This window comes from Spirillospora sp. NPDC029432 (assembly GCF_040703975.1).
GTDB lineage: Bacteria > Actinomycetota > Actinomycetes > Streptosporangiales > Streptosporangiaceae > Spirillospora.
Window position 1 is genome coordinate 65,921 of the sequence record NZ_JBEZWH010000016.1, and the last position, 25,789, is coordinate 91,709.

39 protein-coding genes are annotated in these 25,789 nt (G+C 68.8%); 2 read left to right on the forward strand and 37 right to left on the reverse strand.

Annotated features, from left to right (window positions below; all coding sequences use genetic code 11):
* Nucleotides 1-113: 113 nt before the first annotated feature.
* The 7 genes from rplQ to infA all read right to left on the reverse strand — a co-directional run bounded on the left by rplQ (nt 114) and on the right by infA (nt 3,963).
* Nucleotides 114-641 (reverse strand): 50S ribosomal protein L17, encoded by a 528-nt coding sequence (gene rplQ / locus AB0881_RS15540; RefSeq protein ID WP_366617534.1) that lies wholly within the window; start codon nt 639-641, stop codon nt 114-116.
* Nucleotides 642-694: 53 nt separating this feature from the next.
* Nucleotides 695-1,708: a DNA-directed RNA polymerase subunit alpha gene (locus tag AB0881_RS15545; protein WP_366617536.1), complete on the reverse strand. Its 1,014-nt coding sequence runs from the start codon at nt 1,706-1,708 to the stop codon at nt 695-697.
* A 126-nt stretch (nt 1,709-1,834) separates the two neighbouring features.
* On the reverse strand, nt 1,835-2,461 hold the full coding sequence (gene rpsD / locus AB0881_RS15550) for a 30S ribosomal protein S4 (protein ID WP_366617538.1): 627 nt from the start codon (nt 2,459-2,461) through the stop codon (nt 1,835-1,837).
* A gap of 21 nt (nt 2,462-2,482) precedes the next feature.
* Entirely contained in the window at nt 2,483-2,884 is a 402-nt protein-coding gene (gene rpsK / locus AB0881_RS15555) for a 30S ribosomal protein S11 (RefSeq protein ID WP_344596409.1), read from the reverse strand.
* A 60-nt stretch (nt 2,885-2,944) separates the two neighbouring features.
* Nucleotides 2,945-3,325 (reverse strand): 30S ribosomal protein S13, encoded by a 381-nt coding sequence (rpsM, locus tag AB0881_RS15560; RefSeq protein ID WP_366617540.1) that lies wholly within the window; start codon nt 3,323-3,325, stop codon nt 2,945-2,947.
* Nucleotides 3,326-3,563: 238 nt separating this feature from the next.
* A complete protein-coding gene (gene rpmJ / locus AB0881_RS15565) occupies nt 3,564-3,677 on the reverse strand; it encodes a 50S ribosomal protein L36 (protein WP_018657566.1) in 114 nt (37 codons plus the stop codon).
* Nucleotides 3,678-3,741: 64 nt separating this feature from the next.
* The gene (gene infA / locus AB0881_RS15570; RefSeq protein WP_197009446.1) at nt 3,742-3,963 is read right to left on the reverse strand and encodes a translation initiation factor IF-1; all 222 of its coding nucleotides are present in this window, start codon (nt 3,961-3,963) and stop codon (nt 3,742-3,744) included.
* A 296-nt stretch (nt 3,964-4,259) separates the two neighbouring features.
* Here infA and AB0881_RS15575 point away from each other — a divergent pair, with 296 nt between their 5' ends.
* Nucleotides 4,260-4,817 (forward strand): hypothetical protein, encoded by a 558-nt coding sequence (locus AB0881_RS15575; RefSeq protein ID WP_366617542.1) that lies wholly within the window; start codon nt 4,260-4,262, stop codon nt 4,815-4,817.
* Between the two features lie 202 nt (nt 4,818-5,019).
* On the forward strand, nt 5,020-5,835 hold the full coding sequence (locus tag AB0881_RS15580; RefSeq protein WP_366617543.1) for a phosphodiesterase: 816 nt from the start codon (nt 5,020-5,022) through the stop codon (nt 5,833-5,835).
* Between the two features lie 15 nt (nt 5,836-5,850).
* On the opposite strand, the gene AB0881_RS15585 is transcribed toward AB0881_RS15580, so the two are convergent.
* From AB0881_RS15585 to AB0881_RS15730, 30 genes are all read right to left on the reverse strand, one after another.
* Nucleotides 5,851-6,291 (reverse strand): DUF1707 domain-containing protein, encoded by a 441-nt coding sequence (locus tag AB0881_RS15585; protein WP_366617545.1) that lies wholly within the window; start codon nt 6,289-6,291, stop codon nt 5,851-5,853.
* Between the two features lie 18 nt (nt 6,292-6,309).
* On the reverse strand, nt 6,310-7,131 hold the full coding sequence (map, locus tag AB0881_RS15590) for a type I methionyl aminopeptidase (protein ID WP_366617547.1): 822 nt from the start codon (nt 7,129-7,131) through the stop codon (nt 6,310-6,312).
* Between the two features lie 39 nt (nt 7,132-7,170).
* On the reverse strand, nt 7,171-7,821 hold the full coding sequence (locus tag AB0881_RS15595) for an adenylate kinase (protein WP_366617548.1): 651 nt from the start codon (nt 7,819-7,821) through the stop codon (nt 7,171-7,173).
* A complete protein-coding gene (secY, locus tag AB0881_RS15600) occupies nt 7,821-9,116 on the reverse strand; it encodes a preprotein translocase subunit SecY (protein ID WP_366617656.1) in 1,296 nt (431 codons plus the stop codon). Before secY ends, AB0881_RS15595 begins: the two co-directional genes overlap by 1 nt.
* 201 nt (nt 9,117-9,317) lie before the next feature.
* Nucleotides 9,318-9,797, reverse strand: coding sequence for a 50S ribosomal protein L15 (rplO, locus tag AB0881_RS15605; RefSeq protein ID WP_366617549.1), 480 nt, complete (start codon nt 9,795-9,797; stop codon nt 9,318-9,320).
* Nucleotide 9,798: 1 nt separating this feature from the next.
* Nucleotides 9,799-9,981: a 50S ribosomal protein L30 gene (gene rpmD, locus AB0881_RS15610; protein WP_366617550.1), complete on the reverse strand. Its 183-nt coding sequence runs from the start codon at nt 9,979-9,981 to the stop codon at nt 9,799-9,801.
* Nucleotides 9,978-10,604 (reverse strand): 30S ribosomal protein S5, encoded by a 627-nt coding sequence (rpsE, locus tag AB0881_RS15615; protein ID WP_366617657.1) that lies wholly within the window; start codon nt 10,602-10,604, stop codon nt 9,978-9,980. The genes rpmD and rpsE overlap by 4 nt, the downstream gene beginning before the upstream one ends.
* Nucleotides 10,605-10,638: 34 nt before the next feature.
* Nucleotides 10,639-11,025: a 50S ribosomal protein L18 gene (rplR, locus tag AB0881_RS15620; RefSeq protein WP_366617551.1), complete on the reverse strand. Its 387-nt coding sequence runs from the start codon at nt 11,023-11,025 to the stop codon at nt 10,639-10,641.
* 2 nt (nt 11,026-11,027) lie between these two features.
* A complete protein-coding gene (rplF, locus tag AB0881_RS15625) occupies nt 11,028-11,564 on the reverse strand; it encodes a 50S ribosomal protein L6 (RefSeq protein WP_366617553.1) in 537 nt (178 codons plus the stop codon).
* 16 nt (nt 11,565-11,580) lie between these two features.
* Nucleotides 11,581-11,979, reverse strand: coding sequence for a 30S ribosomal protein S8 (gene rpsH, locus AB0881_RS15630; RefSeq protein WP_197009436.1), 399 nt, complete (start codon nt 11,977-11,979; stop codon nt 11,581-11,583).
* A gap of 134 nt (nt 11,980-12,113) precedes the next feature.
* The gene (locus AB0881_RS15635) at nt 12,114-12,299 is read right to left on the reverse strand and encodes a type Z 30S ribosomal protein S14 (protein WP_285942699.1); all 186 of its coding nucleotides are present in this window, start codon (nt 12,297-12,299) and stop codon (nt 12,114-12,116) included.
* A 2-nt stretch (nt 12,300-12,301) separates the two neighbouring features.
* Entirely contained in the window at nt 12,302-12,877 is a 576-nt protein-coding gene (gene rplE / locus AB0881_RS15640; protein ID WP_366617555.1) for a 50S ribosomal protein L5, read from the reverse strand.
* Between the two features lies 1 nt (nt 12,878).
* The gene (gene rplX / locus AB0881_RS15645) at nt 12,879-13,187 is read right to left on the reverse strand and encodes a 50S ribosomal protein L24 (RefSeq protein WP_366617557.1); all 309 of its coding nucleotides are present in this window, start codon (nt 13,185-13,187) and stop codon (nt 12,879-12,881) included.
* Nucleotides 13,187-13,555 (reverse strand): 50S ribosomal protein L14, encoded by a 369-nt coding sequence (rplN, locus tag AB0881_RS15650; protein WP_366617558.1) that lies wholly within the window; start codon nt 13,553-13,555, stop codon nt 13,187-13,189. The genes rplX and rplN overlap by 1 nt, the downstream gene beginning before the upstream one ends.
* 75 nt (nt 13,556-13,630) lie before the next feature.
* The gene (gene rpsQ / locus AB0881_RS15655; RefSeq protein ID WP_366617560.1) at nt 13,631-13,903 is read right to left on the reverse strand and encodes a 30S ribosomal protein S17; all 273 of its coding nucleotides are present in this window, start codon (nt 13,901-13,903) and stop codon (nt 13,631-13,633) included.
* Complete coding sequence (rpmC, locus tag AB0881_RS15660) at nt 13,896-14,138, reverse strand: 50S ribosomal protein L29 (protein ID WP_366617561.1); 243 nt, start codon at nt 14,136-14,138, stop codon at nt 13,896-13,898. The genes rpsQ and rpmC overlap by 8 nt, the downstream gene beginning before the upstream one ends.
* Entirely contained in the window at nt 14,138-14,557 is a 420-nt protein-coding gene (rplP, locus tag AB0881_RS15665) for a 50S ribosomal protein L16 (RefSeq protein WP_366617563.1), read from the reverse strand. Before rplP ends, rpmC begins: the two co-directional genes overlap by 1 nt.
* Nucleotides 14,558-14,565: 8 nt before the next feature.
* Nucleotides 14,566-15,423: a 30S ribosomal protein S3 gene (gene rpsC / locus AB0881_RS15670; RefSeq protein WP_366617564.1), complete on the reverse strand. Its 858-nt coding sequence runs from the start codon at nt 15,421-15,423 to the stop codon at nt 14,566-14,568.
* On the reverse strand, nt 15,423-15,800 hold the full coding sequence (gene rplV / locus AB0881_RS15675; protein WP_366617565.1) for a 50S ribosomal protein L22: 378 nt from the start codon (nt 15,798-15,800) through the stop codon (nt 15,423-15,425). The genes rpsC and rplV overlap by 1 nt, the downstream gene beginning before the upstream one ends.
* A gap of 35 nt (nt 15,801-15,835) precedes the next feature.
* On the reverse strand, nt 15,836-16,117 hold the full coding sequence (gene rpsS / locus AB0881_RS15680; RefSeq protein ID WP_030176138.1) for a 30S ribosomal protein S19: 282 nt from the start codon (nt 16,115-16,117) through the stop codon (nt 15,836-15,838).
* A 12-nt stretch (nt 16,118-16,129) separates the two neighbouring features.
* A complete protein-coding gene (rplB, locus tag AB0881_RS15685; protein WP_366617566.1) occupies nt 16,130-16,963 on the reverse strand; it encodes a 50S ribosomal protein L2 in 834 nt (277 codons plus the stop codon).
* A 45-nt stretch (nt 16,964-17,008) separates the two neighbouring features.
* On the reverse strand, nt 17,009-17,308 hold the full coding sequence (gene rplW / locus AB0881_RS15690) for a 50S ribosomal protein L23 (protein WP_366617567.1): 300 nt from the start codon (nt 17,306-17,308) through the stop codon (nt 17,009-17,011).
* The gene (gene rplD, locus AB0881_RS15695; protein ID WP_366617568.1) at nt 17,305-17,919 is read right to left on the reverse strand and encodes a 50S ribosomal protein L4; all 615 of its coding nucleotides are present in this window, start codon (nt 17,917-17,919) and stop codon (nt 17,305-17,307) included. The genes rplW and rplD overlap by 4 nt, the downstream gene beginning before the upstream one ends.
* Entirely contained in the window at nt 17,916-18,566 is a 651-nt protein-coding gene (rplC, locus tag AB0881_RS15700; RefSeq protein WP_366617570.1) for a 50S ribosomal protein L3, read from the reverse strand. Before rplC ends, rplD begins: the two co-directional genes overlap by 4 nt.
* 15 nt (nt 18,567-18,581) lie before the next feature.
* Entirely contained in the window at nt 18,582-18,890 is a 309-nt protein-coding gene (rpsJ, locus tag AB0881_RS15705; protein WP_018657599.1) for a 30S ribosomal protein S10, read from the reverse strand.
* A 107-nt stretch (nt 18,891-18,997) separates the two neighbouring features.
* Nucleotides 18,998-20,191 carry an elongation factor Tu gene (gene tuf / locus AB0881_RS15710; RefSeq protein ID WP_366617573.1) on the reverse strand — a complete coding sequence of 398 codons (1,194 nt, stop codon included), beginning with the start codon at nt 20,189-20,191 and terminating at the stop codon, nt 18,998-19,000.
* Nucleotides 20,192-20,269: 78 nt separating this feature from the next.
* Entirely contained in the window at nt 20,270-22,381 is a 2,112-nt protein-coding gene (fusA, locus tag AB0881_RS15715; protein ID WP_366617575.1) for an elongation factor G, read from the reverse strand.
* Between the two features lie 43 nt (nt 22,382-22,424).
* The gene (gene rpsG / locus AB0881_RS15720; protein WP_366617577.1) at nt 22,425-22,895 is read right to left on the reverse strand and encodes a 30S ribosomal protein S7; all 471 of its coding nucleotides are present in this window, start codon (nt 22,893-22,895) and stop codon (nt 22,425-22,427) included.
* Between the two features lies 1 nt (nt 22,896).
* Complete coding sequence (gene rpsL, locus AB0881_RS15725) at nt 22,897-23,271, reverse strand: 30S ribosomal protein S12 (RefSeq protein ID WP_117398359.1); 375 nt, start codon at nt 23,269-23,271, stop codon at nt 22,897-22,899.
* 533 nt (nt 23,272-23,804) lie between these two features.
* The gene (locus AB0881_RS15730) at nt 23,805-25,484 is read right to left on the reverse strand and encodes a hypothetical protein (RefSeq protein WP_366617580.1); all 1,680 of its coding nucleotides are present in this window, start codon (nt 25,482-25,484) and stop codon (nt 23,805-23,807) included.
* Nucleotides 25,485-25,789 lie beyond the last annotated feature (305 nt).

Below are 25,789 nucleotides of genomic sequence, written 5' to 3' on the forward strand. Positions count from 1 at the left end.
CCTGACGTGACCATGAGTGCAGTCTGGCAAAGAACGGGCCCGCCGTCCCGTAGCGGAACGGCGGGCCCGTGCGCATGTCGGGCGCGGACCCCCTCGCGGGTGCCCGCCCGGCCCTACTTGGCCTCGCCCTCGCCCTTCGACACGTCGTCGGTGATCTCGACGTCGGTCTCCGCGGCCTCGGGGGCCTCGTCGGCCTCGCCCTTGGTGAGCGTGACGTCCTCGGCGGGCGCGGTGTCCTCGGCGGCCGGAGCCGCGGCCTGGACCGTGCCGCCCGAGGCGGCCAGCGGCTCGCGCACCAGCTCGATCACGGCCATGGGGGCGTTGTCGCCCTTGCGCGGCCCGAGCTTGGTGATGCGGGTGTAACCACCGGGACGGGTCTCGAACGCCGGCGCGATCTCGGTGAAGAGCTCGTGCACGACGCCCTTGTCGCGGATCACGCGGGCCACCTGGCGACGGTTGTGCAGGTCGCCCTTCTTGGCCTTGGTGATCAGCTTCTCGGCCAGCGGGCGCACCCGCCGGGCCTTGGCCTCGGTGGTGGTGACGCGGCCGTGCTCGAACAGCGCCGTGGCCAGGTTGGCCAGGATGAGCCGCTGGTGCGCGGCGCTGCCGCCCAGACGGGCGCCCTTGGTGGGCTGAGGCATGGTCGTTCCTCTCTGCACCGGCCGTATCAGGTACCGGTGTCAGCTTGTGTTCTCTAGTACTGCTCGGTCTCGGCGTAGCCGGCGTCGTCGTCGCCGTAGTTGTCGGCCGCCGCGCTCGGGTCGAACCCGGGCGGGGAGTCCTTCAGCGACAGCCCCATGTCGTTGAGCTTCTGCTTGACCTCTTCGATCGACTTGGCGCCGAAGTTGCGGATGTCCAGCAGGTCCTGCTCGCTGCGGGCCACCAGCTCGCCCACCGAGTGGATGCCCTCGCGCTTGAGGCAGTTGTAGGAGCGGACCGTGAGGTTGAGCTCCTCGATCGGCAGGGCCAGGTCCGCGGCCAGCGCGGCGTCCGTCGGGGACGGGCCCATGTCGATGCCCTCGGCCTCGACGTTGAGCTCCCGGGCCAGGCCGAACAGCTCGACGAGGGTCTTGCCGGCGGAGGCGACCGCGTCGCGCGGCGCCATCGCCTGCTTGGTCTCCACGTCCAGGATCAGGCGGTCGAAGTCGGTGCGCTGCTCGACTCGGGTCGCCTCGACCTTGTACGTGACCTTGAGCACGGGCGAGTAGATGGAGTCGATCGGGATCCGGCCGATCTCCTGGCCCGGCTGCTTGTTCTGGGCGGCCGAGACGTAGCCGCGGCCGCGCTCGACCGTCAGCTCCATCTCCAGCTTGGCCTTGTTGTTCAGGGTGGCGATGTGCAGGTCGGGGTTGTGCACCTCGACGCCGGCCGGCGGCGCGATGTCGGCCGCGGTCACCTCGCCGGGACCCTGCTTGCGCAGGTACATCACCACGGGCTCGTCGTGCTCGGACGAGACCACCAGCTCCTTGAGGTTCAGGATGATGTCGGTGACATCCTCCTTGACCCCGGGAACGGTGCTGAACTCGTGCAGCACGCCCTCGATCCGGATGCTGGTGACGGCGGCACCGGGGATCGAGGAGAGGAGGGTGCGGCGGAGCGAGTTGCCGATCGTGTAGCCGAAGCCCGGCTCCAGCGGCTCGATGGTGAACCGCGACCGGAACTCGTCGACCTGCTCCTCGGTGAGGGTGGGACGCTGTGCGATGAGCATGGATGATCCTTCTTTCCGCGGTGCCCGCTATTTGACGACCGCGTTCTCCATGGTACGTGACCGTCCCCCGCACGCCCCGGGCCGGCGTTTCCGCGGGCCCGGGGCGTGCCGGGGACGATGTGAGCCCTACTTGGAGTAGAGCTCGACGATCAGCTGCTCCTGGACGGGAGCGTCGATCTGCTGCCGGACGGGCAGCGAGTGGACGAAGATCCGCATCTTGTCCGCGTCCACGCCCAGCCACGCCGGGACCTGGCGCTCGCCGGCCTCGGCCTTGGCGACCTGGAACGGCGTCATCTCCTGGGACTTGGCCTTGACATCGACGATGTCGGCCTCCTTCACCAGGGCGGACGGGATGTTGACCTTGCGGCCGTTGACCCGGATGTGACCGTGCCGGATCAGCTGGCGGGCCATGTCGCGGGACTTGGCGAAGCCCGCGCGGTAGACCACGTTGTCGAGCCGGCGCTCCAGGAGGCTGAGCAGGTTCTCACCCGTCTTGCCGCCCTGGCGGTTCGCCTCGACGTAGTAGTTGCTGAACTGCCGCTCCAGAACGCCGTAGATGCGCTTGGCCTTCTGCTTCTCGCGGAGCTGCAGCAGGTACTCGGTCTCCTTGGGACGGCCGCGGCCGTGCTCACCCGGCGGGTACGGCCGGATCTCGATGGGGCACTTCGGCCCCTCGCACTTGCTGCCCTTGAGGAACAGCTTCATCTTCTCGCGACGGCAAAGCTTGCAGTCGGCGCCCGTGTAACGAGCCATTGTCTGTCTTCTCCTCCTGGCTCAGACCCGGCGCCGCTTCGGCGGGCGGCAGCCGTTGTGCGGGACCGGGGTGACGTCCTGGATGGAGCCCACCTCGAGGCCGGTCGCCTGCAGCGACCGGATGGCGGTCTCACGGCCGGAGCCCGGGCCCTTGACGAACACGTCGACCTTGCGCATGCCGTGCTCCATGGCGCGGCGCGCGGCAGACTCGGCGGCCTGCTGGGCGGCGTAGGGCGTCGACTTGCGGGAGCCCTTGAAGCCCACGTGGCCGGAGGAGGCCCACGAGATCACGTTCCCGTTCGGGTCGGTGATCGAGACGATCGTGTTGTTGAACGTGCTCTTGATGTGGGCGTGCCCGTGAGCGACGTTCTTCTTTTCCTTGCGGCGCACCTTCTTCGCGCCGACACGGCTCTTGGGAGGCATCTGCTCTCTCTACTCCTGAGGTCATCGATCCGGAACGGACCGAGCGGTCCGCGTACCGGACTACTTCTTGCCGGCCTTCTTCTTGCCGGCCACGGTCTTCTTCTTGCCCTTGCGCGTACGCGCGTTGGTCTGCGTGCGCTGGCCGTGCACGGGAAGACCGCGGCGGTGCCGGATGCCCTGGTAGCAACCGATCTCGATCTTGCGGCGGATGTCGGCCTGAACCTCGCGGCGGAGGTCGCCCTCCGTCTTGTAGTTCGCCTCGATCCAGTCGCGGAGCTTGATCAGCTCATCGTCGCCGAGCTGGTGGACCCGCAGGTCCGGGTTCACCCCGGTGCCCGCCAGGGTCTCCTGGGCCCGGGTCCGGCCGATGCCGAAGATGTAGGTGAGAGCGATCTCCACGCGCTTGTCGCGCGGGAGGTCGACGCCGAGCAGGCGTGCCATCTCGGGCAGTCCTTTCGTTTCGCGGAGGTATGAGCGCACCGCTTCCCGCGAACACCCTGCCCGGGTGGCGGCCTCGGCCTCCGTCCGAGGGTTCCCCCTCACACGCCGGTGCCGTACGACCTGATCTAGAGCCTGGGCTCCGGACCGGTTTCGTACGGCGACGTGTGAAGGAGTGCGATGCGCGTTCTGGAGTTTCTCCGGACGCCGTCCCCGGGTGGGGGCGGTGTCCGTCAGGGCGTCAGCCCTGGCGCTGCTTGTGGCGCGGGTCGGAGCAGATCACCATGACCCGGCCGTGCCGGCGGATGACGCGGCACTTCTGGCAGATCTTCTTGACGCTCGGCTTGACCTTCACTGGGTCTCCTAGGTTCAGGGTCACCCCCGCGCCGCCACGCACGGGGAAGGCAACCCCAGTGGGATTACTTGTAGCGGTAGACGATCCGACCGCGCGAGAGGTCGTAGGGGCTCAGCTCCACGACGACGCGGTCGTCCGGCAGGATCCGGATGTAGTGCATCCGCATCTTCCCGCTGATGTGGGCGAGCACCTTGTGCCCGTTGTCCAGCTCCACTCGGAACATGGCGTTGGGGAGGGACTCGATGACGGTGCCCTCGATCTCGATGGCGCCTTCCTTCTTGGGCATGTCCTCCGCGCTTCACTGATCGGCTCATTGGACGCCGGCCCGCAGCGTCCACCACAAGAAATCCTGGGATCTCCAAGGGAACCCGGCCGCGACCATCGCCGGGACGGAAAGTCCGGGCAGGAACGAGGCGGCCGACAGCGAGCCGACATGAGAGTTTACGTCACCCGGCGGCCGAATGTGAAATTGTCGCACGACTCGGCTCCGGAGACTGCTCCCGACCCAAGCATACAGCGCCCGCGCGTTGTACCTTTCGGGAGGAAGGACGTCCAGGGAGGATCCGTCCGGGGAGGGTCGGCATGCCGAGTTACGACTTCGCGCTGATCCTCAGCCGTCCCCTCTTCGAGGAGGAGCTGGACGACCTGTTCGACCGCACGCACGGCTACGTCACCGTCTCGATCGTCACCGAACCGCAGCACGCCGAACGGCCCGGCAACGCCTCGTGCACCTGGCAGGGCCGCACCCTCGCCGCCGCGATCATGGAACTGGTCGAGCACATGGAGGCCAGCGCGCCCGGGCTGCGCGTCCAGCGGGTCGAGGCCGACCCGCTGCTGACGATCCGCGACATCTCCGAGCGCGTCGGCCGGTCGGTCGACTCGGTACGGTTGTCGATCACCGGCGCGCGCGGGCCGGGCGGGTTCCCCGCCTCCGAGATGTCGTCGGCGGGGCACCGGCTCTGGCGCTGGTCCAAGGTCGCCGCGTGGTACGACTACGACGACCCGCAGCTGCGCGAGGCCCGTCCCACCACCCAGGCGATCAACGGCTGGCTCGCGCTGCGCGACGTCGTACCGGACGTGGCGCCGGCCGCCGAGGACGTCACCACGGCGCTCCAGGCGGTCATCCAGCACGTCGCCTGACCAGCGGCCCGGCCAGGGGACTGCGGGCCTCCGGCAGAGGCCGCGCCACGCCCGGGACGGCCCGCCGCGGACGTGATGTTGCTCTCGGACGGCCGGATCGACAGCGCGCCCGCGCGCCGTCAAGATCGACTCGGTTCCGGCGCCGGGGGGCGCGTGCCCGCGGCCCGGTTCCGTGATGTGCTTGCTCAGGGGGAGGGGATCAATGGCGATCATCGCGCAGCTCAGCGACATCCACATCGCGGTCGGCCGCGGCGGCGCGGTGGACGACGACTCCGGCCCCGTACGGGCCCTGCGGGCCGCGGTGTCGAGCCTGCTGTCGCTGCCTGCGCGCCCGGACGCCGTGGTCCTCACCGGCGATCTCGCCGACGGCGGCCGGCCGGCGGAGTACGCCCGCCTGCACGCGCTCCTGTCGCCGCTGCCGATGGCCGTCTACCCGCTGCCCGGCAACCACGACGACCGCGACTCGCTGCGCGCCGCGTTCGGCGATCATCCGGCGGTGGCGGCGAGCGGCGTCCTCCCCCAGGCCCCGGTGCAGTACGCGGTGGACGTGGCCGGCGTGCGCCTGGTGTGCTGCGACACCAGCGTCCCCGGCTCGCAGTACGGGAACATGGACCCCGAGCGGCTGGCCTGGCTCGACGCCACGCTCGCGGAGCAGCCCGGGACCCCGACCGTGGTCGCGACCCACCACCCGCCGTTCCCCGTCGGCATCCCGTTCCTGGACGACCTGCGCTTCATCGACCCGAGCGGGTTCGCCGACGTCATCGGGCGCCACAAGCAGGTGGTCCGGCTGATCAGCGGTTACGTGCACCGCGGCTCGGTGGGGATGCTGGCCGGCCGGGTGAGCACCACCTGCCCCAGCACGTACCGGCAGCTGTTCCTCGACCTGACCTCGGCCGGGCGCGCGGCCGTGACCGGCGAGCCGGCCGGCTTCGCGGTGCACCTGGTGGGCGTGGACGGCGGCGCGACCACGCACTTCCTGCCGACGGGCAACTACCGCCCGCTGATGGAGGTGGACTGACCGGGAGCGCCGCGTTCAGGGGCGCTTCGGGCCGAAGATCTGGCCGATCAAGAGCATGATCCCCCACGGGCCGGCGACCCACAGCCACCACGGGTAGACCAGGTTGCCGGTCAGCGCGATGGCCAGCCAGATGACGAGGTTGATCCCGCTGACGGTCGCCCAGGTGGCCCACATCCCGCGCATCCCGGCCCGGTACAGCTCACCGCCCTGGCCCTTGCGCTCCGGGACGTACGAGGTCCGCTGGTCGGCCGGGACGGGCAGCTGGTGCAGGTCCTCTTCCGGCAGGTCGTGGGTGACCTCTTCGAGCTGGCCGAGCGTGCGGGCGGCGTAGGTGGCCTCCAGCCGCTCCTCCAGCTCGTCCATGGTGATCCGGCCCTGCGCGCAGTGCTCGCGCAGGGTCGAGGCGACCCGGTCGCGGTCGGCGTCCGAGGCCCTCATGTCGGGGTTGGGCGGCATGGCCATTCCCTCGTGGCTTCAGGAGGAGTTGCTGCTCCCCAGCTTGGCGAACCACTCCCGGCCCTCGTCAAGTGCCGTGAGCACGCGAGGCCCTTCGGGGGTCACGGCGAACGTGTGCTCGAAGTGCGCCGAGTGGAGGCCGTCGGTGGTGACGACGGTCCAGCCGTCCTCGAGTTCCAGGGTGTTCTTGGTGCCGAGATTGACCATCGGCTCGACCGCGAAGCACATCCCGACCTCCAGCTCGGGCCCGTGGCCGGGCGCGCCGTGGTTGGGGATCAGCGGGTCCATGTGCATCTCGGTCCCGATGCCGTGCCCCCCGTACCCCTCGACGATGCCGTAGCGGCCCTGAGAGCGGATGTACGACTCGATCGCGTGCGACATGTCCGTGAGCCTGGCCCCGGCGATCCCGGCCGCCAGACCGTGCCACAGGGACGTCTCGGTGACCTCCAGGAGCCGGGCCTGCTCGGCGGAGATCTCCCCCACCGGGACGGTGATCGCCGAGTCGCCGTGCCAGCCCTCGACGATCGCGCCGCAGTCGATGGAGATGATGTCGCCGTCCCGCAGCTCCTTGCCGGAGCTGGGGATGCCGTGCACGATCTCCTCGTTCACCGAGGCGCAGATCGTCGCCGGGAAGCCGTGGTAGCCCTTGAACGACGGGACGCCGCCGTTGTCGCGGATGTTGGTCTCCGCGATCACGTCGAGATCCTTGGTGGTGATCCCGGGCTTGACCGCGTCGCGCAGCAGCTCCAGGGTCCGGCCGACCAGCAGGCCGGCCGCCCGCATCAGCTCCACCTGCTCCGGGGTCTTCACCTGGATCGCGGGCCTACGCCGTCTGAACATCTCTCCCCTTGACCATGGCCGTTCTCCGGGCCGCGGGGATCACTTCTCCAGCGGCCGAAGCGCCGCGAGGGCGCGGTTGGTGACCTCCTCGACCGGACCGGTCGCGTCGATACCGACCAGAATGTTCTCGTCTGCATAGAACTGCACGAGCGGCGCGGTTTGTTCCTGGTACACCTCGAGGCGGTGCCGGACGACCTCTTCCTTGTCGTCGTCCCGCTGGAACAGGTGACCGCCGCACTCGTCGCAGATGTCGTCCTGCTTGTCGTCGAAGTCGACGTGCCAGATGCGCCCGCACTGCTCGCAGGTGCGCCGGCCCGACAGCCGCCGTACGACCTCGTCCTCGTCGACGACCAGCTCCAGCACGATGTCCAGGCGGGAGTCCCACTCGGCGAGGATCTTCTTCAGCGTCTCGGCCTGCGGCACGTTGCGCGGGAACCCGTCCAGCAGGAACCCGTGCGCCGCGTCGTCCTCGGCCAGCCGGTCGCGCACCATCGCGATCGTGACCTCATCGGGGACGAGGTCGCCGCGGTCCATGAACTTCTTGGCCTGCTTGCCGAGTTCGGTGCCGCCGCTGACGTTGGCGCGGAAGATGTCACCTGTCGAGATCTTCGGGATGGACAGATGCGATGCGATGAACTGGGCCTGCGTCCCCTTGCCCGCTCCCGGGGGGCCCACCAGAACGATGCGCACTACCGGAGGAAGCCCTCGTAATTGCGCTGCTGGAGCTGACTCTCGATCTGCTTCACGGTATCCAGTCCGACGCCGACGACGATGAGGATGCTCGTCCCCCCGAACGCGAAGTCCTGGCTCGCCCCGATGAGCGCGAAGGCGACCATCGGGATCAGGGAGACGACCCCCAGGTAGAGCGCACCGGGCGTGGTGATCCTGGTGAGCACGTAGTCGAGGTACTCGGCGGTCGGCCGGCCCGGACGGATACCTGGGATGAAACCACCATACTTCTTCATGTTGTCGGCGACTTCAGTGGGGTTGAACGTGATGGCCACATAGAAGTACGTGAAGAAGACGATGAAGGCGAAGAAGACGCCCATGTGCCAGGGGTTGTCCTGGGCCAGGTACGGCTGGGCCTTCTGCAGCCACTTCGTGTTGGGCCACAGCTGCGTCGCCAGCACCGGCAGGTAGAGCAGCGATGAGGCGAAGATCACGGGGATGATGCCCGCCTGGTTGACCTTCAGCGGGATGTAGGTCGAGGTCCCGCCGTACATCCGGCGGCCGACCATCCGCTTGGCGTACTGCACCGGGATGCGCCGCTGGGCCTGCTCGACGAAGACGACACCGGCCATGATCGCGATACCGACGATCAGCACGATGGCGAAGACGAAGCCGCCCTTGGACTTGTAGATGCTCCAGAACTGGCCGGGGAAGACCGCGACCACCTGGGTGAAGATCAGAATGGACATGCCGTTGCCGACGCCGCGGTCGGTGATCAGCTCGCCCAGCCACATGATGACCGCGGTGCCGGCCGTCATGCAGACCACGATCGTGATGATCGTGAACACGTCGTTGTTGTAGAGGACGTCCTGGCCGCCGGCCACGCCCTGGAACAGCTGCCCCGTACTCGCCATCGCCACGATGCCGGTGGCCTGCAGGATCGCCAGGCCGACGGTCAGGTAGCGGGTGTACTGGGTGATCTTGGTGGTGCCGGACTGGCCCTCCTTCTTGAGGGCCTCCAGCCGCGGGATCACCACCGTCAGCAGCTGGAGAATGATGCTCGCGGTGATGTAGGGCATGATGCCCAGCGCGAACACCGACAGTTTCAGCAGCGCTCCGCCGCTGAACAGGTCGACCAGGCCGTAGAGCTGGTTGCTCTCCTTGGCGGCGTCGGCCGTCTCGCGCAGCACCTCGGTGTTCACGCCCGGGGACGGCAGCATCGAGCCGATCCGGAAGATCACGATGATGAACAGCGTGAACAAGAGTTTCTTACGCAGGTCCGGCGTACGGAAAGCCCGAGCGAACGCGGTCAGCACCATTCCTCCTGCGCGACTGGCGAATCCTTGGCCGCCGAGGGGCCGGAATCGGGTCCATGGACGACGGCGGGCCCGTAGGGGGACACCACCGCCGGTGTGACTCTAACAGCAGATGATGCCGGGACCGTGCCGCCGAGCGCCGGGACCTCGGGAGTCCCGGCGGACGGCGCGCACGTCCCCGGCATCATCGGGCGTTCCTTCTTACAGCTCTTCGGCGGAGCCGCCGGCGGCCGCGATCTTCTCCTTGGCGGAGCCGGAGAAGGCGTGCGCCTTCACCTGCACCGCGACGGAAATCTCGCCGCTGCCGAGCACCTTGACCGGACGGCCGCGGCGCACCGCGCCCTTGGCCGCCAGGTCCTCGGCGGTGACCTCGCCGCCCTCGGGGTAGAGGGCGGAGAGCTTGTCCAGGTTCACGACCTGGAACTCGACCCGGTTCGGGTTCTTGAAGCCCTTGAGCTTCGGCACCCGGCGGATCAGGGGCATCTGGCCGCCCTCGAACCCGACCGGGACCGTGCTGCGGGCCTTGGTGCCCTTGGTGCCGCGGCCCGCGGTCTTGCCCTTGGACGCCTCGCCGCGGCCCTTGCGGGTCTTGGCCCTGTTGGCGCCCGGGGCGGGCCGCAGGTCGTGCACCTTCAGCGGGGTGCCCTCGGCACCCGCGGCGTCCTTGCTGAGGTCCGCCATGTCAGTCGACCTCCTCGACGGTGACCAGGTGGTTCACCGTCCGGATCATGCCGCGCACCTCGGGCCGGTCCTCGCGGACGACACTCTGGCCGATCTTCTTGAGACCGAGGGTGCGCAGCGTGTCACGCTGGTTCTGCTTCTCGCTGATCACCGACTTGGTCTGGGTGATCTTGAGCTGGCTCATGAGGAGGCGACCTCCTGTCGCGGCTCGCTGCCGGCGGCGCGCGCCCGCAGCATGGCGGCCGGGGCGACGTCCTCGATCGGCAGACCGCGCTTGGCGGCGATCTCCTCGGGCCGCTTCAGCGACTTCAGGCCCGCGATCGTGGCGTGCACGATGTTGATCGCGTTGTCGCTGCCCAGCGACTTGCTCAGCACGTCGTGGATGCCGGCGGCCTCCAGGACCGCGCGCACCGGGCCACCGGCGATGACGCCGGTACCGGGGCTGGCCGGACGCAGCAGGACCTCGCCCGCGGCGTCGCGCGCCTGCACCAGGTGCGGGATGGTGCCCTGGATCCGCGGCACCTTGAAGAAGTGCTTCTTGGCCTCCTCGACGCCCTTGGCGATCGCCGCGGGCACCTCCTTGGCCTTGCCGTAGCCGACGCCGACGGTGCCGTTGCCGTCACCGACGATCACCAGGGCGGTGAAGCTGAAGCGACGACCACCCTTCACGACCTTGGCGACGCGGTTGATCGCCACGACCTTCTCGATGTACGACTGGCCCTTGTCGGCGCCACCGCGGCGGTCGTCGCGGCGGCCGTCGCGACGGTCGCCACCCTGACCGCCACCACGCCTCTGCGCTGCCATCAGTGGTTCCTCTTCTCGTTGACGAAAGACAGGGCCATCAGAGTTCCAGGCCCCCCTCGCGCGCGCCGTCGGCGACGGCGGCCACGCGGCCGTGGTACTTGTTCCCGCCCCGGTCGAAGACCACGGCGGTCACCCCGGCCTCCTTGGCCCGGGCGGCGACGAGCTCGCCGACCCGGCGGGACTTGGCCGTCTTGTCGCCGTCGCCGGCGCGCAGGTCGACCTCCATCGTCGACGCGTAGGCCAGCGTGTGGCCCGCGGTGTCGTCGATCACCTGGACGAACATGTGCCGGCTGGAGCGCGTCACGACCAGGCGCGGCCGCGCGGCGGTGCCCACGACCTTCTTGCGGACCCGGATGTGCCGGCGCTTGCGGGACTTCGCCCGTGCCGACGTGGCCTTGCCGGCCAGGGTCTTCGTGCCTGCCATGACTACTTACCAGCCTTTCCGACCTTGCGGCGGATCTGCTCGCCCTCGTACCGCACGCCCTTGCCCTTGTACGGGTCGGGCTTGCGCAGCTTGCGGATGTTGGCGGCGACCTCGCCGACCTTCTGCTTGTCGATGCCCTCGACGACCAGCTGGGTCGGCTTCTCCACCGTGAAGGTGATGCCCTCCGGGGGCTCCACCGTGATCGGGTGGCTGTAGCCGAGCGAGAACTCCAGGTTCTTGCCCTTGGCCACCACTCGGTAGCCGACGCCCTGGATGACCAGGGTCTTCTTGTAACCCTCGGTCACGCCGACCACCATGTTGTTGATCAGCGTGCGGGTCAGCCCGTGCAGCGCGCGGTTGACGTTGATGTCGTCCGGGCGGGTCACGGTGACCGTGCCGTCCTCCAGCGCCACCTCGATGGGCTCGGCGACGGTGTGGCTGAGCTCGCCCTTGGGCCCCTTGACGGTGACCTGGCGGCCGTCGACCCGCAGGTCGACACCGCTGGGAACGGCGATGGGGAGACGTCCGATACGCGACATAACTAGTGCCCTCCCCTCACCAGACGTAGGCGAGGACTTCCCCGCCCACGCCACGCTTGCCGGCCTGCCGGTCGGTCATCAGGCCGGAGGACGTCGAGATGATCGCGACGCCCAGTCCGCCGAGGACCTTGGGCAGGTTGTCCTTCTTCGCGTACACGCGCAGACCCGGCTTCGAGACGCGCTTGATGCCGGCGATGGAGCGCTCACGCGTCGGGCCGAACTTCAGCTCGATCACGAGCTTCTTGCCGACCTCGGCGTCCTCCACGCTCCAGCCCGAGATGTAGCCCTCCTGCTGGAGGATCTCGGAGATGTGCGCCTTGATCTTCGAGTACGGCATCGACACCGAGTCGTGGTACGCCGAGTTCGCGTTCCGCAGACGCGTCAGCATGTCTGCGATCGGATCGGTCATCGTCATGGGCTACAGGCCCTCCCTCGCCACGGTTTCCTCGGGCCGATGAAACCCGTGGACCTTTGGCGCGGTCGTGGGCACCTTCTTCAGGTGCCCGGTGGTTATTACAGGCTGGGACGCCGGCTCAGTGCGGCCGGCGCTTACCAGCTGGACTTGGTGATGCCCGGCAGCTCGCCGCGGTGGGCCATCTCCCGGAAGCAGACCCGGCACAGGCCGAACTTCCGGTAGACCGAACGCGGGCGCCCGCAGCGCGAGCAACGAGTGTAGCTGCGCACGCCGAACTTGGGCTTCCGGGCCGCCTTGGCGATCAGCGACTTCTTCGCCATGCTCAGTTCTCCTTGAAGGGGAAGCCCAGGAGCTTCAGGAGCGCCCGGCCCTCGTCGTCGGTCTTCGCGGTGGTGACCACCGTGATGTCCATGCCGCGGGTGCGGTCGATCTTGTCCGGGTCCACCTCGTGGAACATGACCTGCTCGGTCAGGCCGAAGGTGTAGTTCCCGTTCCCGTCGAACTGCTTGGGCGACAGGCCGCGGAAGTCGCGGATCCGGGGCAGCGCGGTGGCCAGCAGCCGGTCCAGGAACTCCCACATGCGGTCGCCGCGCAGCGTGACGTGCGCGCCGATCGGCATGCCCTCGCGCAGCTTGAACTGGGCGATCGACTTCTTGGCCCGGTTCACGGCCGGCTTCTGACCGGTGATCGCCGACAGGTCGCGGATCGCGCCCTCGATGACCTTCGCGTCCTTGGCGGCCTCGCCGACACCCATGTTGACCACGATCTTGGTCAGCCCGGGGATCTGCATCACGTTGGCGTAGCCGAACTGCTCCTGCATGGCCTGGGCGATCTCTTCGCGGTAGCGAAGCTTCAGCCGGGGGGCCGGAACGGGGCGCTCGGTGGCAGTTTCGGTCATCTCAGATCTCCTTACCGCTACGGCGCGAGATCCGGACCTTGTTGCCGTCGTCGTCGAACTTGTAGCCGATCCGGACCGGCTTGCCGTCCTCGACGATCGCGACGTTGCTGGCGTGCAGCGGCGCCTCGACCGTCACGCGGCCGCTCTCCTTGCCGGCGCGCTGCTGGTCGGCCTTGATGTTCTTGGTGATGAGGTTGACGCCCTCGACGACGACGCGCTCGGCGCGCGGGTCGACGCGCAGGACCTTGCCCGTCGCACCCTTGTCCTTGCCGGCGAGGACGATGACCTCGTCGCCCTTCCTGATCTTCATCACAGCACCTCCGGCGCGAGCGAGATGATCTTCATGAACTTCTTCTCGCGCAGCTCGCGGCCCACCGGGCCGAAGATACGGGTGCCACGGGGGTCGCCACCGTCCTTGATCAGGACGGCCGCGTTCTCGTCGAAGCGGATGTAGGAGCCGTCCGGACGCCGGCGCTCCTTGCGGGTGCGCACGACGACCGCCTTGACGACGTCACCCTTCTTCACGCCCGCGCCGGGAAGGGCGTCCTTCACCGTCGCGACGATGATGTCGCCGACTCCCGCGTAGCGCCGACCCGAGCCGCCGAGAACCCGGATGCAAAGGATCTCCTTCGCACCCGTGTTGTCGGCGACCTTGAGTCGCGACTCCTGCTGGATCACGTCAACTCCTGTTCGTCACACCGGTTCTCCCCGGATCGCGTTCCCGCGTTCCGGGGAGCCTGGCGGAACCAGTAATTACTTGGCCTTCTCGAGGATCTCCACCACGCGCCAGCGCTTGGTCGCCGACATCGGGCGGGTCTCCATGAGCCGGACGCGGTCGCCGACGCCACACTCGTTGGCCTCGTCGTGCGCCTTGTACTTGGTCGTACGGCGGATCACCTTGTGGTACCGGCGGTGGGTGATGCGGTCCTCGACGGACACGACCACGGTCTTGTCCATCTTGTCGCTCACCACGAGGCCCTCGAGCACCTTGCGGGTGTTCCGCTGCTCCGTCTGCTGCTCAGTCATCGTTGCCCTCCGAGGACTCCTCGACCGTGACGATGCCGAGCTCCCGCTCCCGCATCACGGTGTAGATGCGGGCGATCTCGCGCTTCACGGTGCGCAGCCGCCCGTGGCTCTCCAGCTGGCCGGTGGCGGCCTGGAAGCGAAGGTTGAAAAGCTCCTCCTTCGCCTCCTTCAGCTTGGTGACCAGGACGTCCTCGGGCTCGGTCCGCAGATCGTCGGCGGTAAGACCCTTGGCCATCAGGACTCACCCACCTCTCGCTTAACAATCTTGCACTTCATCGGCAGCTTGTGGATCGCGCGGGTGAGCGCCTCACGAGCGATCTGCTCGTTCGGGTACGAGATCTCGAACATCACGCGGCCCGGCTTCACGTTGGCCACCCACCACTCGACCGAGCCCTTACCGGAACCCATGCGGGTCTCGGCCGGCTTCTTGGTCAGCGGGCGGTCCGGGAAGATGTTGATCCAGACCTTGCCGCCACGCTTGATGTGGCGGGTCATCGCGATACGCGCGGCCTCGATCTGCCGGTTGGTCACGTACGCGCCCTCGACGGCCTGGATGCCGAACTCGCCGAACGTCACGCGGGTGCCGCCCTTGGCCATCCCCCGGCGCTTCGGGTGGTGCTGCTTACGGTGCTTGACCTTACGAGGGATCAGCATCGGCTACTTCAGCTCCCCTCACCACTCGCAGCAGCCTCGTTCGCGGGGGCCTGCTGCTCTGAACTCTGCTGCTGCTTGGGGGCGCGCTCGCCGCGCTCGCCGCCGCCGCGCTGACCGCCGCGGCCACCGCCGCCACCGCCACCGCGACCGCCACGGCGGTCACCGCGGCGCTCGCGGCCACCGCCGCCGCCACCGCCGGCGGCGCGCTGCTGCGCGGCCTTCTGCTCGCGCTCGGCGCGGGTCGCCGCGGCCTCGCCCTTGTAGATCCACACCTTCACGCCGATGCGGCCGAACGTCGTACGGGCCTCGTAGAAGCCGTAGTCGATGTCGGCGCGCAGGGTGTGCAGCGGGACCTGGCCCTCGCGGTAGAACTCCGAACGGGACATCTCGGCCCCGCCCAGGCGCCCGCCGCACTGGACCTTGATGCCCTTGGCACCGGACTTCATCGCGGACTGGATCGCCTTGCGCATGGCGCGGCGGAACGCGACCCGGCTGGACAGCTGCTCGGCCACGCCCTGCGCGACCAGCTGAGCGTCGATCTCGGGGTTCTTGACCTCGAGGATGTTCAGCCGCACCTGCTTGCCGGTCAGCTTCTCCAGGTCGCCCCGGAGCCGCTCGGCCTCCGCGCCGCGGCGGCCGATGACGATGCCCGGCCGGGCGGTGTGGATGTTGACCTCGACACGGTCACGGGTCCGCTCGATCTCCACCTTGGAGATGCCCGCCCGGTCCATGCCCTTCTGCAGCATGCGCCGGATCTGGACGTCTTCCTTGACGTAGTCCTTGTAGAGCTTGTCGGCGAACCACACGCTCTTGTGGTCGGTGGTGATGCCGAGCCGGAACCCGTGCGGGTTGATCTTCTGACCCACTACCGGGCCCTCCTCTGCTTCTTACCGCTCGTCGCCGAAGCCTCTTCGCGCGACTCCACGACCACGGTGATGTGGCTCGTGCGCTTGTTGATGCGGTAAGCCCGACCCTGAGCGCGAGGCCGGAAACGCTTGAGCGTCGGCCCCTCGTCGACCCACGCACGGCTCACGACGAGCGTGTCGGTGTCGAGCTTGAAGTTGTGCTCGGCGTTGGCGATGGCACTCGCCAGCACCTTGCCCACCGGCTCACTCGCAGCCTGTGGGGCGAACCGCAGCACCGCCTGAGCCTCCGCGGCAGGCAGGCCGCGGATGAGGTCCACCACGCGGCGGGCCTTCCTGGGCGTGACGCGGATGAACCGCGCCTGGGCCCTGGCTTCCATCGCTGTTCCCTCTCTCCGTACGATCTACTGCCTGCTCAGCCGCGACGGCTGCGGCGGTCTTCCTTGACGTGGCTGCGGAACGTGCGCGTCGGCGCGAACTCGCCGAGCTTGTGTCCCACCATCGCGTCGGTGATGAACACCGGCACGTGCTTGCGGCCGTCGTGCACGGCGATCGTGTGACCGATCATGTCCGGCACGATCATGGAGCGCCGCGACCACGTCTTGATGACGTTCTTGGTGCCCTTCTCGTTCTGGGCGTCCACCTTCTTGATCAGGTGGTCGTCCACGAAGGGACCCTTCTTAAGGCTACGTGGCATAGCGAGCGACTCCTACCGCTTCTTCTTGCTGCGACGACGGACGATCAGCCGGTCGCTCGACTTGTTCGCCTGGCGAGTACGGCCTTCCTTCTTGCCGTTCGGGTTCACCGGGTGCCGGCCACCGGAGGTCTTGCCCTCACCACCACCGTGCGGGTGGTCGATCGGGTTCATGGCCACACCGCGGACGGTCGGGCGCTTGCCCTTCCACCGCATCCGGCCGGCCTTGCCCCAGTTGATGTTCGACTGCTCGGCGTTGCCCACGGAGCCGACCGTCGCGCGGCAGCGCACGTCGACCATCCGCATCTCGCCGGAGGGCATGCGCAGCGTGGCGTACTTGCCCTCCTTGGCCAGCAGCTGGACGCCGGCGCCCGCGGAACGGGCCAGCTTGGCGCCGCCGCCGGGCCGCAGCTCGATGGCGTGCACGACCGTACCGGTCGGGATGTTGCGCAGCGGCAGGCAGTTGCCCGGCTTGATGTCCGAGCCCGCGCCGTTCTCCACGCGGTCGCCCTGCTTCAGGCCGGTCGGCGCGAGGATGTAGCGCTTCTCGCCGTCGGCGTAGTGCAGCAGCGCGATGCGCGCGGTGCGGTTGGGGTCGTACTCGATGTGCGCGACCTTCGCCGGCACGCCGTCCTTGTCGTGCCGGCGGAAGTCGATCACCCGGTAGGCGCGCTTGTGCCCGCCGCCCTGGTGGCGCGTGGTGATGCGGCCGTGGTTGTTGCGGCCGCCCTTCTTGGGGAGCGGACGCAGCAGCGACTTCTCGGGCTCGCGGCGCGTGACCTCCACGAAGTCGGCCACGCTGGACCCGCGACGACCCGGAGTCGTCGGCTTGTACTTACGGATGCCCATCTTTTTCGTTCATCCCTTACTAACTCTTCGGTCGGTCTCCCGGCCTTAGGCCGGGCCGCCGAAGATGTCGATCCGCTCGCCCTCGGCCAGGCTGACGATGGCGCGCTTGGTGTCCTTGCGCTTGCCGTAGCCGAACCGGGTGCGCTTGCGCTTGCCCGGCCGGTTGAGGGTGTTCACGTTCGTCACCTTGACGTTGAACACCTCCTCGACGGCCTGCTTGATCTGCGTCTTGTTGGCGTCGGGCGCGACGACGAACGTGTACTTGTTCTCGTCGAGAAGCCCGTAGCTCTTCTCCGAGACGACCGGCGCGATGATGACGTCCCGGGGGTCGGCGATCCTGCTCACTTCGCCCGCTCCTTCTTGCCGGCGCGCGCCACGAACTCGTCGTAGGCGGCCTTGGTGAAGACGACGTCGTGGTTCACCAGCACGTCGTAGGTGTTGAGCTGGTCGGAGACGATGACGTGCACCTCGGCCACGTTGCGCAGGCTCTTCCAGGTGACCTCGTCCTCGCGGTCGAGGACCACCAGGACCCGCTGGGCCTCGGTGATCGTGCGGAGCGCGGCCAGCGCGTCCTTCGTCTTCGGGGTGTCGCCCTCGATGAGGTTGTCGACCACGTGGACCAGCCCGTAGCGCGCCCGGTCCGACAGGGCGCCGCGCAGCGCGGCGGCCTTCATCTTCTTGGGCGTGCGCTGGCTGTAGTCGCGCGGCTGAGGGCCGTGCACGGTGCCACCGCCGGCGAACTGCGGCGCCCGGGTCGAACCCTGGCGGGCCCGGCCGGTGCCCTTCTGCCGGTACGGCTTCTTGCCGCCGCCGGAGACCTCGCCCCGGGTCTTGGTGGAGTGCGTGCCCTGGCGGGCCGCGGCCTCCTGCGCCACCACGACCTGGTGGATCAGCGGGACGCTGGTCTTCGCGTCGAAGATGTCCGCAGGCAGATCGATGTCGAGCTTGGTCGTCACTTGCCCGCTCCCTTCACAGCGTCGCGGACCAGCACCACGCCACCGTTCGGACCGGGAACCGCGCCCTTGATGAGCAGCAGGTTCTTGTCCGTGTCGATGGCGTGAACGGTCAGGTTCTGCACGGTGGTGCGGGCGTTGCCGTGCCGCCCCGCCATGCGCAGGCCCTTGAAGACGCGACCAGGGGTCGCGCAGCCGCCGATCGAGCCGGGCGAGCGGTGCTTGCGCTGGGTGCCGTGAGAGGCGCCCAGGCCGGCGAACCCGTGGCGCTTCATGACGCCCGCGGTGCCCTTGCCCTTGCTCGTGCCGGTGACGTCGATCTTCTGGCCGGCCTCGAAGACCTCGACGGTGATCTCCTGGCCGAGTTCGTACCCGGTGGTGTCGTCGGCCCGCAGTTCGACGAGGTAGCGGCGCGGCGTCACGCCGGCCTTCTCGAAGTGACCCGTGCGCGGCTTGTTCACCTTGCGCGGGTCGATCTGCCCGTACCCGATCTGGACGGCGGTGTATCCGTCGCTCTCCTGGGTGCGGAGCTGGGTCACGACACACGGCCCGGCCTGGACGACGGTCACCGGAACGATCCGGCCCTCATCGTCGAAGACCTGGGTCATGCCGAGCTTCTCGCCCAGGACGCCCTTCCTCTGCTTACTCATCTCTCGGTGCGTCCCTTAGAGCTTGATCTCGATGTCAACGCCGGCCGGAAGGTCGAGCCGCATGAGCGAGTCGACCGTCTTGGGCGTGGGATCGATGATGTCGATCAGCCGCTTGTGCGTGCGCATCTCGAAGTGCTCGCGGCTGTCCTTGTACTTGTGCGGCGAGCGGATGACGCAGTACACGTTCTTCTCGGTCGGCAGCGGCACCGGGCCCGCGACCTTGGCGCCCGTCCGCGTCACCGTCTCAACGATCTTCTTCGCGGAGGTGTCGATGACCTCGTGGTCGTAGGCCTTGAGCCGGATGCGGATCTTCTGTCCCGCCATGGTGGCCTCGGTGTCCTTTGCTGTAGTGCCGCTGGTTACTTCTTCTGTCGCGGTACGGCGGCCCGCCTGCCCGCAGGAGGTCGGGCCGCCGTACCGGCGAGGGAGTCCTACTTGATGATCTTGGTGACGCGACCCGAGCCGACGGTCCGGCCACCCTCGCGGATGGCGAACTTCAGGCCCTCCTCCATGGCGACGGGCTGGATCAGCTCGACGCGCATCTCGGTGTTGTCGCTCGGCATGACCATCTCGGTGCCCTCGGGGAGGTTCACCACGCCGGTCACGTCGGTGGTCCGGAAGTAGAACTGCGGACGGTAGTTGTTGAAGAACGGCGTGTGCCGGCCGCCCTCGTCCTTGGACAGGATGTAGACCTGCGCCTCGAACTCGGTGTGCGGGGTGGTGGTGCCCGGCTTGATGACGCACTGGCCGCGCTCGACGTCCTCGCGCTTGATGCCGCGCAGGAGCAGGCCGACGTTGTCGCCCGCCTGGCCCTGGTCGAGCAGCTTGCGGAACATCTCGACACCGGTGACGGTGGTCGAGGTCTTCTCGTTCTTGATGCCGATGATGTCGACGGTCTCGTTGACGTTCACGACACCGCGCTCGACGCGGCCGGTCACGACGGTGCCGCGGCCGGTGATCGAGAAGACGTCCTCGATCGGCATCAGGAACGGCTTGTCGATGTCACGGACCGGCTCAGGCACGTTCTCGTCGACGGCGTTCATCAGCTCGACGATCGACTCGCCCCACTTGGCGTCGCCCTGGAGCGCCTGGAAGGCGGACACCTTGACGACCGGGACGTCGTCGCCCGGGAACTCGTACTCGGAGAGCAGCTCGCGGACCTCGAGCTCGACGAGCTCCAGGATCTCCTCGTCGTCCACCATGTCGCACTTGTTCAGCGCGACGACGATGTAGGGAACGCCGACCTGGCGGGCCAGGAGCACGTGCTCCTTGGTCTGCGGCATCGGGCCGTCGGTCGCCGCGACCACCAGGATGGCGCCGTCCATCTGCGCCGCACCGGTGATCATGTTCTTGATGTAGTCGGCGTGACCGGGGCAGTCCACGTGCGCGTAGTGCCGGGCCTCGGTCTGGTACTCCACGTGCGCGATCGAGATGGTGATACCGCGCTCGCGCTCCTCCGGCGCCTTGTCGATGTCCTCGAACGGCGTGAAGGGGTTGAGGTCCGGGTGCTGGTCGTGGAGCACCTTGGTGATCGCCGCGGTAAGGGTGGTCTTACCGTGGTCGATGTGACCGATGGTGCCGATGTTCACGTGCGGCTTCGTCCGCTCGAACTTGGCCTTCGCCACTGGTTGCTCCTTGTTGCGATCCTCGGCCGGCTAGCGGCCGCTTCGTGTGCTGGCTGGTGATCTGGGGCAGGCCGGGAGCTATTCGCCCCGAGCCTTGGCGATGATCTCCTGCGCGACGTTTCCAGGAACCTCGGCGTAGGAGTCGAACTGCATGGTGAAAACAGCCCGGCCCTGGGTCTTGCTGCGCAGATCACCCACGTAGCCGAACATCTCCGAAAGGGGCACGAGGGCCTTGACGACCCGCATCCCCGAGCGCTCGTCCATCGACTGGACCTGACCGCGCCGGCTGTTGAGGTCACCGATCACGTCGCCCATGTTGTCCTCGGGCGTGGTGACCTCGACGGCCATCATCGGCTCCAGAAGCGTGGCGCCCGCGCGGCGCGCGGCCTCCTTGAACGCCATGGAACCGGCGACCTTGAACGCCATCTCCGAGGAGTCCACCTCGTGGTAGGCGCCGTCCTGCAGGGTGACCTTGACACCCACCATCGGGTACCCGGCCAGCACGCCGAACTCGGCGGCCTCCTGGCACCCGGTGTCCACCGACGGGATGTACTCCCGCGGGATGCGGCCACCGGTGACCTTGTTCTCGAACTCGTAGCCGTCGGACCCGCCGCCCAGCGGCTCCAGGTCGATGATCACGCGGCCGAACTGGCCCGAGCCACCCGTCTGCTTCTTGTGGGTGTACTCGACCTTCTCGACCTTCTTGGTGATCGTCTCGCGGTACGCCACCTGCGGCTTGCCGACGTTGGCCTCGACCTTGAACTCGCGCTTCATCCGGTCGACGAGGATCTCCAGGTGGAGCTCGCCCATGCCGGAGATCACGGTCTGGCCGGTGTCCTCCTCGGTCCGGACCGTGAAGGACGGGTCCTCCTCGGCCAGCCGCTGGATCGCGGTGCCCAGCTTCTGCTGGTCGGCCTTGGTCTTCGGCTCGATCGCGACGTGGATGACCGGCGCCGGGAAGTTCATCGACTCCAGCACGATCGGGGCCTTGTCGTCGCACAGCGTCTCACCGGTGGTGGTCTGCTTGAGACCCATCACCGCGACGATGTCGCCGGCGCCCGCGCGCTCGATCTCGGTGCGCTTGTTGGCGTGCATCCGGTAGATCTTGCCGATGCGCTCCTTGCGCTCCTTGACGGAGTTCATCACCTGCGTGCCGGCCTCCAGCACGCCCGAGTAGACGCGCACGAAGGTCAGCTTGCCCAGGTGCGGGTCGCTGGCGATCTTGAAGGCCAGGGCGGCGAACGGCTCGTCCTCGCTCGGCTTCCGGGTGAGCACCTGCTCCTCGTCGCGGACGGCGTGGCCCTCGATGGCCTCGACGTCCAGCGGGGAGGGCAGGTAGCGGACGATCGCGTCGAGCAGGGGCTGGACGCCCTTGTTCTTGAACGCGGTGCCGCAGGTGACCGGGGTCAGGTTGGCGGCGATCGTCGCGCGGCGGATGCCGGCGTGGAGCTGCTCCACCGAGGGCTCCTCGCCCTCCAGGTACAGCTCCATGATCTCGTCGTCGTTCTCGGCGAGGGTCTCGACCAGCTTGTCGTGCCACTCGCGGGCGGCGTCGGCGTGCGTGTCGGGGATGTCGACGGTGTCGTACATCTCGCCGAGCTTGGCCTCCTCGTTCCAGAGGAGGGCCTTCATGCGCACCAGGTCGATGACGCCCTTGAAGTCGGCCTCGGCGCCGATCGGCAGCTGGAGCACCAGCGGCGTGGCGTTGAGCCGGTCCCGGATCATGTCGACGCAGCGGTGGAACTCCGCGCCGACCCGGTCGAGCTTGTTGACGAAGCACATGCGGGGCACGCCGTACCGGTCGGCCTGGCGCCACACGGTCTCGGACTGCGGCTCGACGCCCGCGACACCGTCGAACACCGCGACCGCGCCGTCCAGGACGCGCAGGTTGCGCTCCACCTCGACGGTGAAGTCGACGTGGCCGGGGGTGTCGATGATGTTGATGGTGTGCTTGACGTCGTCGACCGGCCATTCGCAGGTGGTGGCGGCGGAGGTGATGGTGATCCCCCGCTCCTGCTCCTGCTCCATCCAGTCCATGGTCGCCGCGCCGTCGTGGACCTCGCCGATCTTGTAGCTGATACCCGTGTAGAACAGGATCCGCTCGGTCGTCGTGGTCTTGCCCGCGTCGATATGGGCCATGATCCCGATGTTGCGGACCTTGGCCAGGTCTACACCGGTTTTGGTAGCCACTGTGTCCTCGCGTCGTCTCGTCGTCGTTCAGTACCCGCCGGGGTTACCAGCGGTAGTGGGCGAAGGCCTTGTTGGACTCCGCCATCTTGTGCGTGTCCTCGCGCTTCTTGACGGAGGCGCCGAGGCCGTTGCTGGCGTCGAGCAGCTCGTTCATGAGGCGCTCGGTCATGGTCTTCTCGCGGCGCTGGCGGGCGTACACCACCAGCCACCGGAGCGCGAGGGTGGTGCTGCGGGCCGGCCGCACCTCCACCGGGACCTGGTAGGTCGCGCCACCGACGCGGCGGCTGCGGACCTCCAGGGTGGGCTTGACGTTGTCGAGCGCGCGCTTGAGCGTGACGACCGGGTCGTTGCCGGTCTTCTCGCGGCACCCCTCGAGCGCGTCGTACACGATGTTCTGCGCGATGGACCGCTTGCCGTCCAGGAGAATCTTGTTGACCAGCGCGGTGACCAGCGGCGAGTTGTACACCGGGTCAGCGATCAGCTGGCGCTTGCCAGCGGGGCCCTTGCGCGGCATGTCAGCTCTTCTCCTTCTTCGCGCCGTAGTGGCTGCGTCCCTGCTTGCGGTTCCGGACGCCCTGGGTGTCCAGCGTGCCGCGAATGATCTTGTACCGGACGCCCGGGAGGTCCTTCACACGGCCGCCGCGCACGAGCACGATCGAGTGCTCCTGCAGGTTGTGGCCGACGCCGGGGATGTAGGCCGTCACCTCGATGCCGCTGGACAGCCGGACACGGGCGACCTTGCGGAGCGCCGAATTGGGCTTCTTGGGCGTCGTGGTGTAGACGCGCGTGCAAACACCCCGGCGCTGGGGGCTGCCCTTGAGCGCAGGCGTCTTGTTCTTGGTCACCTTGTCCTGGCGGCCCTTTCGGACCAGCTGCTGGATCGTGGGCACCGCGTCTCCGTCTTCCCTCGTACCGAGCCGGTAAGTCTCTGTTCTGGATGAGTCCCGATTACGCGAGACCCGTCATCACCACCACTTGCGCGGCTGTGACCTGCCGGTTTCCCGACCTCTCCGACCCACGCGGTCGGGCGTGTCGCGCTCTCCCTGAGAGCCGCACACCACCGCCCGGCCCAGAAGGGCCGAATCAAGCCGGGGAGTTTGGCGCGACGCGAAACCGCCACCCGAGGTGGACCGATAGCCCGCGCGCACGCAGAGCGGCCCGCATTAAGCGGGCACGAAGAAAGAGATTACCTCAGCCCCGCGGGGTGTGCAAAGCGAGCACCGCACTACCGCGCCGGAGGCCTCCAGCGCAAGATCGTAGCGCCGTGGACGGACTCTTTCGCGGAAACGGCCGGGCGTCACCGGGAGTTCCCCGCCGCGAGGGGGGAACGCCCCACCCCGGCATGATGCACCGGCCCCGCCGGGTTGGGGAAGATCTGGCGAACTCTTGGATCCTCCCCGACCCGGCGCGGCCTATCGGCGTATCAGAGCACGAACGCGATGACCAGCACCGCGATGATGACCACCAGGGCCACCACACCGGCGACCATCAGCAGCAGGTTCTTCTTGCCGCCCTTGGCCGCGGGCTGCCCGCCCTGGGCGCCGTACTGCTGGCCGTAGCCCTGCTGCCCCGGCTGGCCCTGCTGCCCGTACGCCTGCTGCGGCTGCTGCCCGTACTGCTGCTCGCCGGGCTGGCCGAACTGCTGCTGGCCCTGCTGGCCGTAGCCCTGCTGCTGGCCGAACTGCTGACCCTGCTGCCCCGGCTGACCCTGCTGGCCGTACCCCTGCTGGCCCGGCTGGCTCTGCTGCCCGTAGTCCTGCTGCCCGAAGCCCTGGCCCTGCTGGCCGAACTCCTGCGGCTGGCCGTAGCCCTGCTGCGGCTGCTGGGCCTGCTGCGCGCCCCACTGCTGCTGGCCGATGTCGAGGCGGGTCTGGTCCGGGTTGGCCGGCGCGTCACCGCCGATCTGGCCCTGGTGCGACGACGGGTCGAACGCCTGCGTCGACTGCGCGTCCTCGCCCTGCGCGGCCGGAGCGCCGAAGCCCTGGTCCTGCCCGAAAGCCTGGGGCTCCTGCCCGGACGAGGCGGCACCGAACCCGGAGTCGGGCGGCGGCACCATCAGCGTGCGGTCGCCGTCCGCCTGGCCTCCCTGACCGCTGCCCTGGCCCTCCTGCTGCCACGGCTCGGCCGGGGGCTCGGCGGGCTTGCGCTCGGGACCGGTGGCCACCGGCACGTCGGTCCCGGGCGACCAGTGCAGCGTCGCCTGGTCGTCGATGGCGGGCTTGGGCGGCTCGGCCGCGGGCACGCCCGTACCGGGGCCCGGCACGATCAGCGTGCGGTCCGCCGACACCTCGGGCTCGGCCGGCTGCTGCGGCTGCTCGGCCGTCTCCGGTGTGCCCTGAGGCTGCGCGTGCTGCCCGTAGCCGGCCTGCGGCTCGAAGGCGGGGGTCGCGGGCGGCTGCTGCTGCCCGAAGCCGTGCTGAGGCTCCTGCGGATACTGCTGCTGCGGCTCCTGGCCGTACTGCGGCTCCTGGCCGTACTGCGGCTGCTGCTCCGGCTGGCCGTAGCCCTGCTGCGGCTGCTCCGGCTGGCCGTACCCCTGGGGCTGCTGACCGAAGTCCTGCTGCTGCCCGTACCCCGGCTGCGGCTGCCCGTACTGCTGCTGGGGCTCGCCGGGCTGGCCGTAACCCTGCTGCTGACCGTAGCCCTGCTGCCCGTACTGCTGCTGCTCGCCCGGCTGGCCGTAGCCCTGCTGGGGCTGCTGCTGCTCGTACGCGGGCGCGGGCGGGTCGTAGATGCCCGGCTGCTGGGGCTGCTGGCCGTACTGCTGCTGCTCCTGCGGCGCGCCGTACTGCGGCTGCGGCGGTTCGGGCTGCTCGGCCTGCGGCTGCACCGGGATCGGCTCGATCATCGTGGGCGGCGGCGGGGCCGGCGCGGGACGCTCCTCCCGCGGCGCCTGCTGCTGCGGCTGCTGGGGCTGCTGGGGCTGCTGAGGCGGGGCCGGGGGCTGGCCGCCCAGCTGGGGCGCCCCGAACACCACCGTGCGGTCGCCGAGCGGCCGCGCCGGGGGTTCGTTCCGCTCCGGCTGAGCACCCTGCTCGCCGGCGGCGTCATTGTCGTCAGGCAACGGCCACTGCGGGCCCTGCGTGCCGTCTTTTTCGGTCATCGTCGGGCTCCTTCAGCGCCGTTGTCCCGGGAGTTCGCACTCCCGGGCCCGTGCCCGTACCCCGGAGACGCGCGGCGCATAACGCGGTCCCCGGGACCTATGCCTCACCCCCGCGCGGCGGCGGCGCCACGCTGGGGACTTTCGTCCCCAAGCCTGCCCCGATCGCCGGTGGTATCGCAAATCATCCGCCCACACGGCTCGCGGCGCGACCCGCGAACACCACCGTGACTCAGGAGTGACCCGGGATCCGACGCGGTACGGCCCGCCGCGGTTGCGGGCGGCTCAGGGGCGGCCGTAAGAACGCG

Excerpts from the sequence above, each read along its gene's own strand:
- rpsQ (WP_366617560.1), bottom strand. The coding sequence starts at position 13,903 with ATGACTGAGCAGCAGACGGAGCAGCGGAACACCCGCAAGGTGCTCGAG.
- rplF (WP_366617553.1), bottom strand. The coding sequence starts at position 11,564 with ATGTCGCGTATCGGACGTCTCCCCATCGCCGTTCCCAGCGGTGTCGAC.
- rpsH (WP_197009436.1), bottom strand. The coding sequence starts at position 11,979 with ATGACGATGACCGATCCGATCGCAGACATGCTGACGCGTCTGCGGAAC.
- infA (WP_197009446.1), bottom strand. The coding sequence starts at position 3,963 with ATGCCCAAGAAGGAAGGCGCCATCGAGATCGAGGGCACCGTCATCGAG.
- rpsK (WP_344596409.1), bottom strand. The coding sequence starts at position 2,884 with ATGCCTCCCAAGAGCCGTGTCGGCGCGAAGAAGGTGCGCCGCAAGGAA.
- rplE (WP_366617555.1), bottom strand. The coding sequence starts at position 12,877 with ATGACCGAAACTGCCACCGAGCGCCCCGTTCCGGCCCCCCGGCTGAAG.
- rplB (WP_366617566.1), bottom strand. The coding sequence starts at position 16,963 with ATGGGCATCCGTAAGTACAAGCCGACGACTCCGGGTCGTCGCGGGTCC.
- rplQ (WP_366617534.1), bottom strand. The coding sequence starts at position 641 with ATGCCTCAGCCCACCAAGGGCGCCCGTCTGGGCGGCAGCGCCGCGCAC.
- rpsG (WP_366617577.1), bottom strand. The coding sequence starts at position 22,895 with ATGCCGCGCAAGGGCCCCGCTGGCAAGCGCCAGCTGATCGCTGACCCG.
- rpmD (WP_366617550.1), bottom strand. The coding sequence starts at position 9,981 with ATGAGCCAGCTCAAGATCACCCAGACCAAGTCGGTGATCAGCGAGAAG.
- AB0881_RS15545 (WP_366617536.1), bottom strand. The coding sequence starts at position 1,708 with ATGCTCATCGCACAGCGTCCCACCCTCACCGAGGAGCAGGTCGACGAG.
- AB0881_RS15575 (WP_366617542.1), top strand. The coding sequence starts at position 4,260 with ATGCCGAGTTACGACTTCGCGCTGATCCTCAGCCGTCCCCTCTTCGAG.
- rpmC (WP_366617561.1), bottom strand. The coding sequence starts at position 14,138 with ATGGCCAAGGGTCTTACCGCCGACGATCTGCGGACCGAGCCCGAGGAC.
- rpsS (WP_030176138.1), bottom strand. The coding sequence starts at position 16,117 with ATGCCACGTAGCCTTAAGAAGGGTCCCTTCGTGGACGACCACCTGATC.
- AB0881_RS15730 (WP_366617580.1), bottom strand. The coding sequence starts at position 25,484 with ATGACCGAAAAAGACGGCACGCAGGGCCCGCAGTGGCCGTTGCCTGAC.
- AB0881_RS15585 (WP_366617545.1), bottom strand. The coding sequence starts at position 6,291 with ATGCCGCCCAACCCCGACATGAGGGCCTCGGACGCCGACCGCGACCGG.
- AB0881_RS15580 (WP_366617543.1), top strand. The coding sequence starts at position 5,020 with ATGGCGATCATCGCGCAGCTCAGCGACATCCACATCGCGGTCGGCCGC.
- rpsD (WP_366617538.1), bottom strand. The coding sequence starts at position 2,461 with ATGGCTCGTTACACGGGCGCCGACTGCAAGCTTTGCCGTCGCGAGAAG.
- rplO (WP_366617549.1), bottom strand. The coding sequence starts at position 9,797 with ATGGCGGACCTCAGCAAGGACGCCGCGGGTGCCGAGGGCACCCCGCTG.
- map (WP_366617547.1), bottom strand. The coding sequence starts at position 7,131 with ATGTTCAGACGGCGTAGGCCCGCGATCCAGGTGAAGACCCCGGAGCAG.
- rpsJ (WP_018657599.1), bottom strand. The coding sequence starts at position 18,890 with ATGGCGGGACAGAAGATCCGCATCCGGCTCAAGGCCTACGACCACGAG.
- rplV (WP_366617565.1), bottom strand. The coding sequence starts at position 15,800 with ATGGAAGCCAGGGCCCAGGCGCGGTTCATCCGCGTCACGCCCAGGAAG.
- rplX (WP_366617557.1), bottom strand. The coding sequence starts at position 13,187 with ATGAAGATCAGGAAGGGCGACGAGGTCATCGTCCTCGCCGGCAAGGAC.
- rplC (WP_366617570.1), bottom strand. The coding sequence starts at position 18,566 with ATGAGTAAGCAGAGGAAGGGCGTCCTGGGCGAGAAGCTCGGCATGACC.
- AB0881_RS15635 (WP_285942699.1), bottom strand. The coding sequence starts at position 12,299 with ATGGCGAAGAAGTCGCTGATCGCCAAGGCGGCCCGGAAGCCCAAGTTC.
- rpsM (WP_366617540.1), bottom strand. The coding sequence starts at position 3,325 with ATGGCACGCCTGCTCGGCGTCGACCTCCCGCGCGACAAGCGCGTGGAG.
- rplP (WP_366617563.1), bottom strand. The coding sequence starts at position 14,557 with ATGCTGATCCCTCGTAAGGTCAAGCACCGTAAGCAGCACCACCCGAAG.
- rplR (WP_366617551.1), bottom strand. The coding sequence starts at position 11,025 with ATGGCAGGCACGAAGACCCTGGCCGGCAAGGCCACGTCGGCACGGGCG.